A 13,591-nucleotide genomic window follows, 5' to 3' on the forward strand; every position below is an offset into this window, starting at 1 on the left:
AGGATGACCGCATGCCGATCGATCCCGTTTCCCCGCTCTTGCGCTCCGTCGTTGGCGTGCGCGCCATGGTTCCCGACGATGCCTTCACGGCCAATGCCCTGGGCACGCGCCGGGAAGGCAGCGGCGTCGTCATCCGCGGCGACGGGCTGGTGCTCACCATCGGCTATCTCATCACCGAGGCCGAGGAGGTCTGGCTGACCGACCAGGACGGCCGCGTCGTGCCGGCGCATGCGCTGGCCTATGACCAGGAGACAGGCTTCGGCCTAGTGCAGGCGCTGGCGCCGCTCGGCCTGCCGGCGGTGGCGCTGGGTGACGCCTCGAAGGCGAAGATCGGCGACCCCGTGGTGTTTGCCGACGGCACCGGCCGCTCGGTCAAGGCACACATCGTCACCAAGCAGGAATTCGCCGGCTATTGGGAATATCTGCTCGACGAGGCGATCTTCATTGCCCCGGCGCATCCGTCCTGGGGCGGCGCGGCGCTCATCGGCCAGGATGGCAGCCTGCTCGGCATCGGTTCGCTGCTTTTGCAGATGAGCCGCAACGGCGAGGTCGCCGACATCAACATGGTCGTGCCGATCAACCTTCTGACCCCGATCCTCGACGATCTCCTGACGCGCGGCCAGGTGGCGAAGCCGCCGCGCCCATGGCTCGGCGCCTTCTCGGCCGAGTCGAACGGTGCGGTCGTGGTGATGAGCGTCGCCGAAGGCGGCCCCGCCGCCAAGGCCGGCCTGCGCCAGGGCGACATCATCTCCGACGTGCGCGATGGCGAGGTCGACGGTCTCGCCGATTTCTACCGCAAGCTATGGCAGAATCCGGCGGGTTCGGAGATTCCTCTCAGGGTCGTGCGTGACGGTCGTGAGACTTGGCTGCGAGTGAAATCCGCCGACCGAAACAGCTTTTTGAAGAAACCGCATCTGCAGTGAAGCCAATCTCCCCCCAAGTGGGGGAGATGCCCGGCAGGGCAGAGGGGGGCGCGAAGGATCGCGACCTCTCAATCTATATTTTCTGACAAGAATCGCGGGATAAACGTGGCTGACACTGGCCGGTGCGTTGGCGGGACAGCGGCCCCCCTGCCGGCCATCTCCCCCACGAGGGGGGAGATTGGCTGCCCCCTCAATCCCCGCATACCCTAAAAGGCGTCCCCGTGTCCCACTCCGCGAAGGGCACGACCTGGCCTTCGACAGACACGATACTGTTCACCTTGCTGTCATCATCCTGCGTCTGCATACTTTTGCCCTTGCCGGTCAGCACGTCGTAGTCGCAGCTGCTGTAGACGACAACGGACTGGTATTTGTAATGGTCATAGGCAACGCCGGCGACGACGAAGGCCTCGTTGCGCCAGGCGATGGTCAGCGTCATGTCGGTCCGCTCGCCGGGGCCGATCAGCCCCGGCAGATAGATCTTGATCGAGCCGTTGGGCAGCAAGGTCAACTCCGGTTCGATGCCGGAGCCCTCATAATGCGGCTGGTCGTAGTCGTTCCATTCGCCGTAGACCTGCTCATGCACGACGCCGGCGGGTTTCAGAAAATTGTACTTTTTGTCCCTCAGGAAGAAATGCATGTCCATGGTATCGTCTTCGGGCTCGGTCTCGACGATCATCGCCAGATCGGCGGCGCCGTCCCCATTGAAGTCGCCGGTCAGCGCGGTGATGATCTTCTGGGTTTCGATGGGTTCGGCGAGCGCCGAGGCCGGCAGCAGAAGGATGAGGCCGAGTAACATCGATCGCATGGCATTTCCCCCGAATTGCAGTCTGCCTTGCCCGGCTCGACCAGCCGGGAAACTGCCATGAGCGCCGGCTTGGGCGCAAGCCGGCTCGCAATAGGCTAGGGGGTATCGACGCCGCTGACGGAAACTGGCATCGACAGCCGATACAGCCGGCCCGGCAACAACGAGGTGATGATGGCGCCGTTCAAGGTCGATCCCGACAAGGTTCATGAATTCCCCGATCCCGACAGTTTTTACGCCTGGCTGCGCGAAAATCATGCCGGCGAGAGCGAGGTCTGGATCAAGGTCCACAAGGTCGGCTCGGGCCTCGCCTCGATCACGCCGAAGCAGGCCATCGACGTGGCGCTGTGCTTCGGCTGGATCGACGCCATACGCAAGCCGCTCGACGACAAGAGCTTTCTGCAGCGCTACACGCCGCGCGGCAAGAAGAGCATCTGGAGCAAGATCAACATCGACAATGTCGCCCGCCTGGTCGAGGAGGGCCGCATGACCGAACACGGGCTGAAACAGGTCGAGGCGGCCAAGGCCGACGGCCGCTGGGACCGCGCCTATGCCTCAGGCAAGGACATGAAGATCCCTGACGATCTGCAGGCCGCCATCGACGCCGAGCCGAAGGCGAAGGAGATGCTGGCAAAGCTTTCCGCCCAGAACCGGTTCGCGCTGGCGTTTCGAACGCACAACATGAAGACGGAGGCGGGGCGCAGGAAGAAGATCGAGGCTTTTGTCGAGATGCTGAAGCGCGGCGAGCCGATCTATCCGCAGAAGCGGTGAGGCGACGGCAAGCGGCTGCCATGGCGCGCGCAGCTAAAAACCCGCGTGTGAGGTTCTGGCCTCCCTTTCTCGGACATAACCTATTGTTTTTACGGTATTTTCCACTCGGCGTGTGGGTGATAGATGCGATAGTGGAAAAAACATAGCAACTTATTGTTAATTAAGAGTTTTCCACTATGTTAACTTGATCCTGGCTTAAGAGTGGAAAACGATGCTGAGAGAGTTGACCGGCGAGCAGCGGCGCCAACTCATAGATACGCAACAGGTCTACGAGGCCTGGCAGCGTGCTGATGACCAGCGCCAAAGGCGCTTTGCAGGCAGCATGCGCTGGGTTGAGCGCAGCGGTGCTGAATACCTGCTGCGGAAGGTCCGGCAGGTCGAGAATTCACTCGGGCCGAAAAGCAGCCAGACGGAGAAGGCGTTCGCTGCGTTTTCCGAGGGCAGGGTGCAGAACAAGGATCTGCTGGCAGGTCTGGCCGATCGCCTGAACGGCCTGGCGAAAGTCAATGTGGCAATGGGGTTGGGCAGGGTACCGGCCATCGCCGCACGGATATTGCGGCGGTGCGCCGAAACAGACCCGCTGGGCAAGCAGTTGCTGGTCGTCGGCACGAATGCGCTGTTCGCTTACGAGGCTCTGGCGGGCGTCCAGATCACCAGCGGTCTCACGGCAACCGGCGACATCGACCTGCTCTTCGATTCCCGACGCCGCATCAGCTTCGTGACCGGCGAGAGGGTAAGCCAGTCCGGCCTGATAGGCGTGTTGCGTAAAGTGGACAGGTCCTTCAAGCCGCTCCAGCCCCGGGCCTTCAGGGCAGCGAACCGTGATGGCTATCTGGTCGACCTGATCCGTCCGCGGGCAAGACATGTCCTCAAGGACAACGCCACTACCTCGATTACACAGCTTGCCGACGACCTCGACAGCGCACCCATGAAGGGGCTGCAATGGCTCATCAACGCCCCGAAGGTGGAGGCTGTGGCGATCGATGAGCGTGGCTATCCCGTAAGCATGCCGACGGTCGACCCTCGAATGTTCGCTCTGCACAAGGCTTGGCTGGCCACGCGGCCTGATCGGTCTGCGGTCAAGGCAATGAGAGATCGTGAACAGGCGGAAGCGGCTGCACGCATTGCCACGGGCTATCTTGCGCTTCCGCTGGACAGCGAGCATCTCAAAGGGCTTCCGGGGGCACTGCTGGACGCTGCGGCCGCAACGCTCTCTCTGCCTGGCCCGAGCGGCTTTTCCGAAGACTCTCCAATTGAGCCCGACTGGTAGCGGCCGCGCTAGCACGCCATGCTACGAAAATAGCATTCTCGCCTCGCGAAATGTGATGCTACGGTTCCCGGCGCACCCAGGGCGGAGGGGTTGCCAAGAGGAGAAGTGGCGGGCGCTGGCCCGGATTTCAGCGAGAACCGGACGGAGTTGTTGAACCATTGCAAGGCCGCCGCGTTTTCCAGCGTCGGCCACAAGGGAGGAACCACCTGTGAAAGCATCCTATCTCGTCTCAGCCGTGCTGCTTGCGGCGACTGCGATGCCGGCGGCGGCCGGCGAAATTTCCGACGGCAAGGTCAAGATCGGCATCCTCAACGACCAGTCGGGCGTCTATGCCGATTTCGGCGGCAAATGGTCGGTCGAGGCCGCCAGGATGGCGGTCGAGGATTTTGGCGGCAAGGTGCAGGGCGCGCCAATCGAGATCGTCAACGCCGATCACCAGAACAAGCCCGACATTGCCTCCAACATTGCGCGCCAGTGGTACGACACCGAGCAGGTCGACGCGATCATGGAACTGACGACATCCTCGGTGGCGCTCGCCGTCCAGGGGTTGTCCAAGGAAAAGAAGAAGATCGACATCGTTACCGGAGCGGCATCGGCCGACCTGACCGGCAAGCAATGCTCGCCCTACGGTTTCCACTGGGCTTACGATACCCACTCGCAGGCGGTCGGCACCGGCGGCGCGCTTGTGCAGCAGGGCGGCGACAGCTGGTATTTCATCACCGTCGACTATGCCTTCGGCTATTCGCTGAAGGAGCAGACCTCAAAGGTTGTTGAGGCAAGCGGCGGCAAAGTGCTGGGCGAGGTGCGTTACCCCTTGGGATCGACGGATTATTCCTCCTTCCTGCTGCAGGCGCAGTCCTCCGGCGCCAAGGTTATCGGCCTTGCCAATGCCGGCCTCGACACCTCCAATACCATCAAGCAGGCGGCCGAGTTCGGCATCGTCGCCGGCGGCCAGCGGCTGGCAGCACTTCTGTTCACGCTTGCCGAGGTGCACGGCCTCGGACTGCAGGCGGCGCAGGGCGTGGTGCTCACCGAAGGGTTTTACTGGGACCGCGACGACAAGAGCCGCGACTTCGCCGGGCGCTTCTTCAAGCGCACCAACCGCATGCCCAACATGATCCAGGCCGGCACCTATTCGGCGGTGCTGCAATATCTCAAGGCCATCGACAAGGCCGGCACCGACGAGACCGAGGCGGTCGCCAAGCAACTCCATGAAATGCCCGTCGACGACATCATCAACGCCAACGGCAAGGTACAGGCCGACGGCTCGATGGTCCACGACATGTATCTCTACCAGGTCAAGAAGCCCGAGGAGAGCAAGAAGGACTGGGACTACTACACCTACCTTGCGACCATTCCGGGCGACAAGGCCTTCATCAAGGCTGAAGACAGCGGCTGCCCGCTCGTCACCAAGTGACGCTGGCGCAAGCCGTGGCCGTCCAGCCGGACGGTGCCGAAATCAAGCCGCGGGTGGTGCTCTCCGCCCGCGGCCTGCGGCGCGATTTTGCCGGTTTCGTCGCCGTCAACAATGTCGACCTCGACGTCCATCACGGCCAGATCCATGCACTGATCGGGCCGAACGGCGCCGGCAAGACGACGATCTTCAACCTCTTGACCAAGTTCCTGCAGCCGAGCAGCGGCAGGATCGAACTGTTGGGCAACGACATCACCCGCACCGCGCCGACCAGGGTGGCGCGCATGGGTCTCGTCCGCTCGTTCCAGATATCGGCGATCTTTCCGCATCTGAGCGTGCTCGACAATGTCCGCGTCGCCTTGCAGCGGCCGAGCGGGCTCGGCTTCCAGTTCTGGCGCTCGCTGGCCGCGCTTGACCAACTGACTCCACGGGCGCGCGAACTGCTTGCCGTCGTCGGTCTCGACGATGTCGCGCATCGTCCGGCCGGCGATCTCTCCTATGGCCGAAAGCGCGTGCTCGAGATCGCCACCACGCTGGCGCTCGACCCGAAAGTGCTGCTGCTCGACGAGCCGATGGCCGGCATGGGGCACGAGGATGTCGGCGTCATTTCCGGCATCATCCGCTCGCTGGCAACGGACCGCGCCGTGCTGATGGTCGAGCACAATCTCACCGTCGTCGCCGACCTCTGCGACTGGATCACCGTCATGCAGCGCGGCCAGGTGCTCGCCGCCGGCGACTACGCGACGGTGAGCAACGATGAGCGCGTCAGGGTCGCCTACATGGGGACCGAGCAGGGGGACCGAGCATGAGTGAGCCGCTGCTTGCCGTGCGCGATCTCCATGCCTGGTATGGCGAGGGCCATGCGCTGCATGGCGTCAACCTCGACGTTTTTCGCGGTGAGACCGTGACGCTGCTCGGCCGCAACGGCGTCGGCAAGACCACAACGCTGCGCGCCATCATGGGGCTGGTCCGCAAGCGCAGCGGCAGCGTCGCCTTCGATGGCAGCGACCTGATGCGCCTGCCGCTGCATCGTGTTGCCCATCGCGGCATCGGCTTCGTGCCGGAGGAACGCGGCATCTTCGCCACGCTCACCGTCGACGAGAACCTGATCCTGCCGCCGGTGGTGGCCAAGGGCGGCATGAGCGTCGACGAGATCTTCGATCTCTTTCCCAACCTCAAGGAGCGCCGCAACAGCCCCGGCACCAAACTCTCCGGCGGCGAACAGCAGATGCTGGCCATCGCCCGCATCCTGCGGACGGGCGTGCAGATGCTGCTGCTCGACGAGCCAACCGAAGGCCTGGCGCCGGTCATCGTCCAGCGCATCGGCGAACTGCTGGCGACCTTGAAAAAGCGCGGCATGACCATCCTGCTCGTCGAGCAGAATTTCCGCTTCGCCGCGCGCATCGCCGACCGCTTCTATCTGATGGAGCATGGCAAGGTGGTGGAGGGTTTTGCCGTAAGCGAGCTTGCCGCTCACACGCAACAGCTGCACGAGGTGTTGGGGGTATGATGACGACAGCCCACGGCAGTACCCCGACCCCGCTGCTGCGCAGCGACCCTCCCCACAAGGGGGAGGGTGGAGGGCCACCGCCCTACCTCCCCCTTGTAGGGAGGTCGGACCGAAGGTCCGGGTGGGGTACGTGCCGCACAGACGCATCCCGCTTGCAACACCCTCGGTGACGCCATGACCATGATCTTCGGCATCCCCGTCCAGGCCTTGCTCGGCCAGATGCTGGTCGGGCTGATCAACGGCTCCTTCTACGCCATGCTGAGCCTCGGCCTGGCCGTCATCTTCGGCCTGCTGCGGATCATCAATTTCGCCCATGGCGCACTCTATATGCTCGGCGCCTTCATCGGTTACCTGCTGCTCGTCCATCTCGGCATCGGCTACTGGCCGGCGCTGCTCCTGGTTCCGCTCATCGTCGGCGTCTTCGGCATGGCGGTCGAGCGCGTGGCGCTGTCGCGGCTCTACCGCCTGGATCCGCTCTACGGGCTGCTGTTCACCTTCGGACTGGCGCTGGTCATCGAAGGCGTGTTCCGTTTCTACTACGGCGTGTCGGGCAACCCTTATGCCGTTCCGGCGCAGCTTGCCGGCGGCACCAATCTCGGCTTCATGTTCCTGCCCAACTATCGCGGCTGGGTGGTGGTGGCCTCGCTCATTATCTGCATCGGCACCTGGCTCCTGATCGAAAAGACCAGGCTCGGCTCCTATCTGCGCGCCGCGACCGAAAATCCCGAGCTGGTGCAGGCCTTCGGCGTCAACGTGCCGCTGCTGCTGACGCTCACCTATGGGCTCGGCGCGGCGCTCGCCGGCCTTGCCGGTATTCTCGCCGCACCCGTCTATCAGGTCAGCCCGCTGATGGGCTCGGATCTCATCATCGTCGTGTTCGCCGTCGTCGTGGTCGGCGGCATGGGCTCGATCCTCGGCGCCATCGTCACCGGCTACATGCTCGGCCTCGCCGAGGGCCTGACCAAGGTGTTCTATCCCGAGGCGTCGAACCTCGTCGTCTTCGTCATCATGGCGGTCGTGCTGCTCCTGCGCCCCGCCGGCCTGTTCGGAAGGGACGCCTGAGATGAGCGAGGCAGCCCTTCACGACCAGCGCACCGCCGCCTCCGTGCGGCTTGAGCGGGTATTGCTGGCATTGGCCATACTGGCGCTGATAGCCGCGCCCTTCTTCGTCTATCCGATCTTCCTGATGAAGATGCTGTGCTTCGCGCTGTTTGCCTGCGCCTTCAACCTGCTGCTCGGCTACACCGGGCTGCTGTCGTTCGGCCACGCCACCTTCTACGGCGCCGCCGCCTATTTCTGCGCCTACGCCGTCAAGGCATGGGGCTGGCCGCCCGAGGCCGGCATCCTGCTCGGCACCGCCGGCGCGGCCGTGCTCGGCCTGGTCATGGGCTTCCTCGCCATCCGCCGGCAAGGCATCTATTTCTCGATGATCACGCTGGCGTTGGCGCAGATGTTTTATTTCTTCTGCGTCCAGGCGCCGTTCACCGAAGGCGAGGACGGCATACAGGGCGTGCCGCGCGGGCATCTGTTCGGCATCGTCGATCTCAACGTCACGCTCAACATGTATTTCGTCGTGCTTGCCGTCTTCCTCATCGGCGTCTTCGCCGTCTGGCGCATCGTCAACTCGCCCTTCGGCATGATCCTGCGCTCGATCCGCGAGAACGAGAACCGCGCCATCTCGCTGGGCTATTCGGTCGGCCGCTACAAGCTCGCCGCCTTCGTCATGTCGGCAGCCCTTGCCGGGCTTGCCGGCGCCACCAAGGCGATCGTCTTCCAGTTCGCGACGCTGACCGACGTCACCTGGCAGATGTCGGGCGAGGTGATCCTGATGACGCTGCTCGGCGGCATCGGCACCATGGTCGGGCCGGTCGTCGGCGCTGGCCTCGTCGTCGGGCTGGAAAACACGCTCGCCACCTCCGGCTTCCCGGTGACCATCGCCACCGGCCTGATCTTCATGATCTGCGTGCTGGTCTTTCGCCGCGGCATCGTCGGCGAGATTTACGCGCGCTGGCTTTCACCAGGCAATGGCCGCGATCAATAGGTGATGGTCACCACCACCGTGTCGGTGTAGACGCCGGCCGAGGGCGTCGTCTGCGGCGGCACGCGGCCATAGACGGTGAGCGCCTGGGCCGTACCGGTTCCGGTGCCGGCCACCGTGCTTCCCGGCGTTCCGGCGTCACCCCAGGGCTGCGAGCGCGCCAGATCCTTGTAGAGGCCGTAGGTGACCCTCTCGGCGCCCTTCGACATTTTGCGGGTGGTCGGCGTGCCCCCTGTCGTGCCGCCATTGAGCGAAACCGTGTACGCGGTAGACGGGGTGCAGGTGACCGTAACCTGGCCGGCGGCATCGACATTGGCGTCGAGCACCCCCTTGGGGCCGAAATCGATGTTCTGGGTGGCGACCAGGCAGTTTGCCGCGACCGTGGCGTTGATGGTGAAGGTCGGACTGGTGCCCAAGTTGCCCGCGCCGGTGTTGCAGCTGCTGCTCAACAGGGTTGTCCGGGAGCGGAACTCGAGTTGCCCGCCCGAAAATGTCGACAGATAAGTGCCCGGCGGAACGGTCGCCTGGCCGCCGGGAACCCGGCCATAGAGCGTCAGGGTGTCGATTGAGTTGCCGAAGAGATTGGGGCTCAGCAGCAGCGGTGGCGGGCGCGAGGCATAGGCCCAGTTATAGGTGCCCCAGACAACGCTCATTGCGGGGTCCGAATAGAGTTGATAGTTGAGGCTGTTGACGCCGCTCGCCATCTGCCGGGCCGCCGCCGAGGTTGCACCGCCGGTGCCGGCGGCAATATGCGGACAGACCAGGACGGGCAGCAGCAATGGCAAACTGCCGCTGCAAGTCGCGGTGAAGGTGGCTGTCGATGTCGCCGCGGTGCCCGACAGCGTGTCGATGATGCCGAAATTCAAACTGGTGACGGTGTAACTGCAGCTCTGCGCCCGGGCGAGCGACGGGAGCAGCACCAGCAGCAGGGCGATGATTACGGCGCGCAGCATTTTTCCTCCAGCTCTCATTGGCACACCACGTTCCCGATCACCACTTGCCGGCCGCGCGCCGCCTCGAAGGGAAACTCTGCCCGGCATGAACCGCCGTCAGCGCGCTCGACCTGCACTGAATTCTGCTTGCCGAGGCCCTTGATATAGGCCTGCCCGTCATAGCCGACGACGAAGTCTTCGGTGCCGCCATCGACGCGTCCCGACAGTCCGGCTTCGAGCGGCGTTCCGCTCGAGTCGACCAGCGTCACCAGCGCGGCCTGCGCCGCCTCGGACACGCCGAACTTCAGCACGACGCCGTTGCGGTCGGCTGGGACGACGGTCTCCTTGGTAGCCGGGACATCCGCGTCGACTGGTAGATTCTTCGGGTCGATGGAGACCGTGTTCAGCTCATAGGAGTTGAGGCCGGTGACCAGGATGCGGCCTTTGCTGTCGGTCCTGCCTACCGGCCGGTTCTGATGCAAGACCTCGACATCAGGCGTGCCGACATCGACGACGGCAAAGGCATCGTCGATGCGGTTGGTGGCGAACACCCCGCCGCCTGCGACCGCAATGGCGCCGTCCATCTGACCGGTCACGCGAAAGTCCTTGTCGAATTGCTGGGCGCCGGCCTCAAAACGCGCAAACGACGCGCGGTAGCTCACCGCTGCCGAACGGTTGGGAACCTCGCCTTCGGAGGTGCGCAGCCGCCAGCCGATGCTGCCGTCCTCGGCCCGCTCCGATTTGGCGAGGTCGGCCACGACATTGAGGCCGTCAGGCCCATGCTCGACACCCGTCGACGCCATGACGTCGTCATTGAACGGGATCGAAATCCCCGCAAAGATGCCATAACTGTCGCCGTCGTCGAGATCGGCGAAGGCCGTGGCATAGAGCGTGCTGCGCTTGAAGATCTCCTGACTATAGGAGAGGCCGACGATCTGGCTGGTCTCGCCTTCGGCATCCTTGAGGTGGGTATAGGAGAAGTTGAGGCTGGAGAAGTCGATCGGCATCGGCACGCTGAGCGTCACCTGGTCGACCGCCCGCGGCACGCCGGCGCTGAAACGGGTGAAATCATCGGGATCGAGTATGACCGGCTGTGCCGTCACCGAAGCGATATCTTCAAAGCCGCCGAATGACCGCTGCATGCGGGCGTTGATCGCCCAGCCGTCATAACCGAACTCGGCCCTGGCATCGACCAGCGACCCGGTGCGTCCGTCATGATGGCTGCCGGCGACGGCCAGCGAAGCTGCGCCATATGCCCCGAGCGGGAAGGCAGCACCTATGCCGCCATTGATCAGATCGGCGCCGCCCTCGGCATGGGCTTCCAATGTCAGCCGGTCGGTCACGCCGTAACGCGCGCTGGCGACCCCCATGACGCGGCTGTCATAATCGTCGGAGGAGATGCCGAAATTGCGCCGCGCCATCCCTGCCTCGACGGAAAAGTCGAGCAGTCCCTGGCGCAGCAGCATGCTGGAGGCATAGAACGGCAAGGTGGCCGTGGTCTCGCGGCCCAGGCTGTCGCGCAGCACCACCTGCGCCTGTCCTGCGCCCGTGAACACCGGCAGATTGGTGACCTGGAACGGCCCGGGCTGGATGTCGCCGGAATAGGTGCGCACGTTCTGCGTATAGACCTCCAGCGTCGACGGCACTGCCGCGGTGCCGCCGAAGGAGGGCAGGGGTAGCGTCACCAGGTCCGATCGCAGGTGGAAGTTGCGTTGCGCCTGGATGCCGCCGAGATAGACCGGACGCGTCCACGACAATCCACCGGAGATGAAGTCGCCGGCCCGATAGGTCATCAGCCGGTCGGGGTCGGAATAACTCCATGTCGTGTTGAGCCGCGTGAAGCCGCCCAGCCTGCCGTCGGAATAGCCGGCGATGAAGGATTGGCTGAGCGTTCCATAGGGGCTGAACACGCGCGCATCGAAGCCGCCGGAAACGCCCTGGAACAGCTCGACGTCCTTGTCGAACAATGTGTTGGAGCTGGCAAACAGCGAATAGTTGAGAACCGCGCCCAAGCCCGATTGCGGCGCCGGCCGGTCCTGCAAGCGCAAGCCGAGATCGACCATGCGCGCCTCGCGGCTGTCATTGGCGGCGGTGACGTAGAGGCGCTGCGCCGCTTCGTCGATCTGAAACGACACATCCGCCAGCTGGTCGAGCCTGACCAGGCCGTCGGTGTCTACAGCGCCCTGCGGCGGCTTCAGCCCGAGCTCCTTCAGCTCTAGCGGCGTCGATGCCAGGCCGCCATCCGGCATCTGGGTGAAGCTGCCGATCAGTTTGGTCGAGACGTCGTTGATGAACACCTCTAGATAAAGGCTGCGGCCGGCTTGCTGGCCAGGGTCTTCAGGGTTCGTCACGGCCGGCAATTCTTGCGCGTTCACCGCCGAGAAAGGTGTGAAAATCGCGAGCGCGACGACTAGCGCGATCCTATTTGCCCTTGACGGCAACTTTGGCATCGAAGGGTCCAAGATCGCTCTGTGCCTTCAAAAGCACCGAGCCCGCGGACAGTGATTTGCTGCTGCCGATCGGCCACTGCATGGTCGCGCCGCCCAGGACATAACCGACGAGTCCGTTTCGGCTGCCAAGCTTCTTGCCGTTCTGGGTCAGGGATAGGTTGGACAGGCGGAGGCGACTTTCGCCGGTATTGCTGGCTGTCAGCACAAGACTGCCGCCCTTGCGCGAAACACTCCAGGCGACTGCCGGCGCGGCGGCATCGGCGTCGCGGAAAAACACCGGGACCGAATAGCGAAGCGCGAGCGCGACCGTACCGGCCTTCTTGCGTGAGGGGTCCGGCAGTTCGTCGACGATGACGCGGTAGCTTTCCTCGGCCCGCACCGGCGCCTTCGACACGCGCACGACGCGAACCACGTATTGGGCATTGGGTCCGAGTTTGGTCGATGGTGGGCTGGCGACCACGTCCGTGGTCGGCGTCAGCGTTTCGATGCCGCCGGCCTGGCTCCATGCGAAGACCCGGATCTGCACATTGATCGGCCGCTTGGCGTCATCGTTGCTGAGGTTGAGAACCGCCGAGGCGTCGGGCGAGATCAGCTCGAGACCTGTCGGCGCCACCCTGAGCGAAGCGGCTTGTGAGAGACCGGCGCACAGCAACAGAACAGCCGTGGCTCCGATGCATGAAAGCATGGATCGCATGATCGTCCTCGTGTTGGTATCGATTGTCAGTACGTTATGGTGATCGCAACGGTGTCGGTGTAGAGGCCCGCCGCCGGTGTCGTCTGCGGTGGAACACGCCCGTAGACCGTCAGCGGCTGAATGGCGCCGTTGCCGGTTCCGCCGACCGTGTCGGTGGGGATCGTGGTGCCCCAAAGCTGCGTCCGGGTGCTTTCCCTGTAGATGGTGTAGTCGATCGTCGCCGACGCCGGCCCGGTCATCTTGCGAACAGCAACCGTTGCGCCCGCGCCCGCTCCGGCGCTCAGACCAACATTGTAGGACTTGCCGGTCGTGCATTGCACGTTGATGGTGCTGGTCTGGTCGACATTCGCATCAATGACACCGTGCGAGCCGAAATCGAGATCGCTCGCCGTCTGCACCTTGCATTCGTCGGTAATCGTGATGCGGACATTCATGCTGCCCGTCGCGGTCGCGGCGATCGCGGGCAGGATGGGAAGCAGCGACGCTCCCGCCAGCAGCGCATATTTCAGCAATCTCATGCGTGTTTCCTCCGTCGGGCAGACCGTTCCTCGCAACACAGTCTTGACCCGGATTTCACTCCTACAGCTCCTCCGTTGCATGCTTCGCAAGACATCAACGATACAGTAATGTCAGAAGCGAACTGTGCAATGATTATTACAACTTAGATTCGGATTACGACAGCGAATAACTTCGGTATGTATCGGATAATTTTGGTTAATATTTGGTTAACAGAGATGAAATGGACATTTTTCCGAAGTGAAAGTTCGTCTGTCGAAAATTTATTTTG

At 63.6% G+C, this 13,591-nt stretch carries 13 protein-coding genes; 8 read left to right on the forward strand and 5 right to left on the reverse strand.

Going from position 1 to position 13,591, the window contains the following annotated elements; all coding sequences use genetic code 11:
* Positions 1-11: 11 nt before the first annotated feature.
* Entirely contained in the window at positions 12-923 is a 912-nt protein-coding gene (locus AC3EMP_RS16030) for a S1C family serine protease (protein WP_023671416.1), read from the forward strand.
* Positions 924-1,113: 190 nt separating this feature from the next.
* Here AC3EMP_RS16030 and AC3EMP_RS16035 read toward each other — a convergent pair whose 3' ends face one another.
* On the reverse strand, positions 1,114-1,728 hold the full coding sequence (locus AC3EMP_RS16035) for a hypothetical protein (RefSeq protein WP_023715162.1): 615 nt from the start codon (positions 1,726-1,728) through the stop codon (positions 1,114-1,116).
* A gap of 171 nt (positions 1,729-1,899) precedes the next feature.
* Here AC3EMP_RS16035 and AC3EMP_RS16040 point away from each other — a divergent pair, with 171 nt between their 5' ends.
* From AC3EMP_RS16040 to AC3EMP_RS16070, 7 genes are all read left to right on the forward strand, one after another.
* Positions 1,900-2,496, forward strand: coding sequence for a YdeI/OmpD-associated family protein (locus AC3EMP_RS16040; RefSeq protein ID WP_023743926.1), 597 nt, complete (start codon positions 1,900-1,902; stop codon positions 2,494-2,496).
* A 211-nt stretch (positions 2,497-2,707) separates the two neighbouring features.
* On the forward strand, positions 2,708-3,766 hold the full coding sequence (locus AC3EMP_RS16045) for a GSU2403 family nucleotidyltransferase fold protein (RefSeq protein WP_023685929.1): 1,059 nt from the start codon (positions 2,708-2,710) through the stop codon (positions 3,764-3,766).
* Between the two features lie 208 nt (positions 3,767-3,974).
* Positions 3,975-5,183 (forward strand): ABC transporter substrate-binding protein, encoded by a 1,209-nt coding sequence (locus AC3EMP_RS16050; RefSeq protein WP_023685930.1) that lies wholly within the window; start codon positions 3,975-3,977, stop codon positions 5,181-5,183.
* A gap of 14 nt (positions 5,184-5,197) precedes the next feature.
* Entirely contained in the window at positions 5,198-5,989 is a 792-nt protein-coding gene (locus AC3EMP_RS16055) for an ABC transporter ATP-binding protein (protein WP_352710095.1), read from the forward strand.
* Positions 5,986-6,690 carry an ABC transporter ATP-binding protein gene (locus AC3EMP_RS16060; RefSeq protein ID WP_023671422.1) on the forward strand — a complete coding sequence of 235 codons (705 nt, stop codon included), beginning with the start codon at positions 5,986-5,988 and terminating at the stop codon, positions 6,688-6,690. The genes AC3EMP_RS16055 and AC3EMP_RS16060 overlap by 4 nt, the downstream gene beginning before the upstream one ends.
* Before the next feature lie 174 nt (positions 6,691-6,864).
* Positions 6,865-7,752, forward strand: a complete 888-nt coding sequence (locus AC3EMP_RS16065) for a branched-chain amino acid ABC transporter permease (protein ID WP_023685932.1) — start codon at positions 6,865-6,867, stop codon at positions 7,750-7,752.
* A 1-nt stretch (position 7,753) separates the two neighbouring features.
* On the forward strand, positions 7,754-8,731 hold the full coding sequence (locus AC3EMP_RS16070; protein WP_023685933.1) for a branched-chain amino acid ABC transporter permease: 978 nt from the start codon (positions 7,754-7,756) through the stop codon (positions 8,729-8,731).
* On the opposite strand, the gene AC3EMP_RS16075 is transcribed toward AC3EMP_RS16070, so the two are convergent.
* The 4 genes from AC3EMP_RS16075 to AC3EMP_RS16090 are packed head-to-tail and all read right to left on the reverse strand — an operon-like array spanning position 8,725 to position 13,322.
* The gene (locus AC3EMP_RS16075) at positions 8,725-9,681 is read right to left on the reverse strand and encodes a Csu type fimbrial protein (protein WP_023685934.1); all 957 of its coding nucleotides are present in this window, start codon (positions 9,679-9,681) and stop codon (positions 8,725-8,727) included. The genes AC3EMP_RS16070 and AC3EMP_RS16075 overlap by 7 nt on opposite strands.
* A 14-nt stretch (positions 9,682-9,695) precedes the next feature.
* Positions 9,696-12,110, reverse strand: coding sequence for a fimbria/pilus outer membrane usher protein (locus tag AC3EMP_RS16080; RefSeq protein WP_023828876.1), 2,415 nt, complete (start codon positions 12,108-12,110; stop codon positions 9,696-9,698).
* Complete coding sequence (locus AC3EMP_RS16085) at positions 12,082-12,804, reverse strand: fimbrial biogenesis chaperone (protein ID WP_031204518.1); 723 nt, start codon at positions 12,802-12,804, stop codon at positions 12,082-12,084. Before AC3EMP_RS16085 ends, AC3EMP_RS16080 begins: the two co-directional genes overlap by 29 nt.
* Before the next feature lie 26 nt (positions 12,805-12,830).
* Positions 12,831-13,322: a Csu type fimbrial protein gene (locus tag AC3EMP_RS16090; protein WP_023685937.1), complete on the reverse strand. Its 492-nt coding sequence runs from the start codon at positions 13,320-13,322 to the stop codon at positions 12,831-12,833.
* Positions 13,323-13,591: the final 269 nt, after the last annotated feature.

This window comes from Mesorhizobium sp. P160219 (assembly GCF_057786095.1).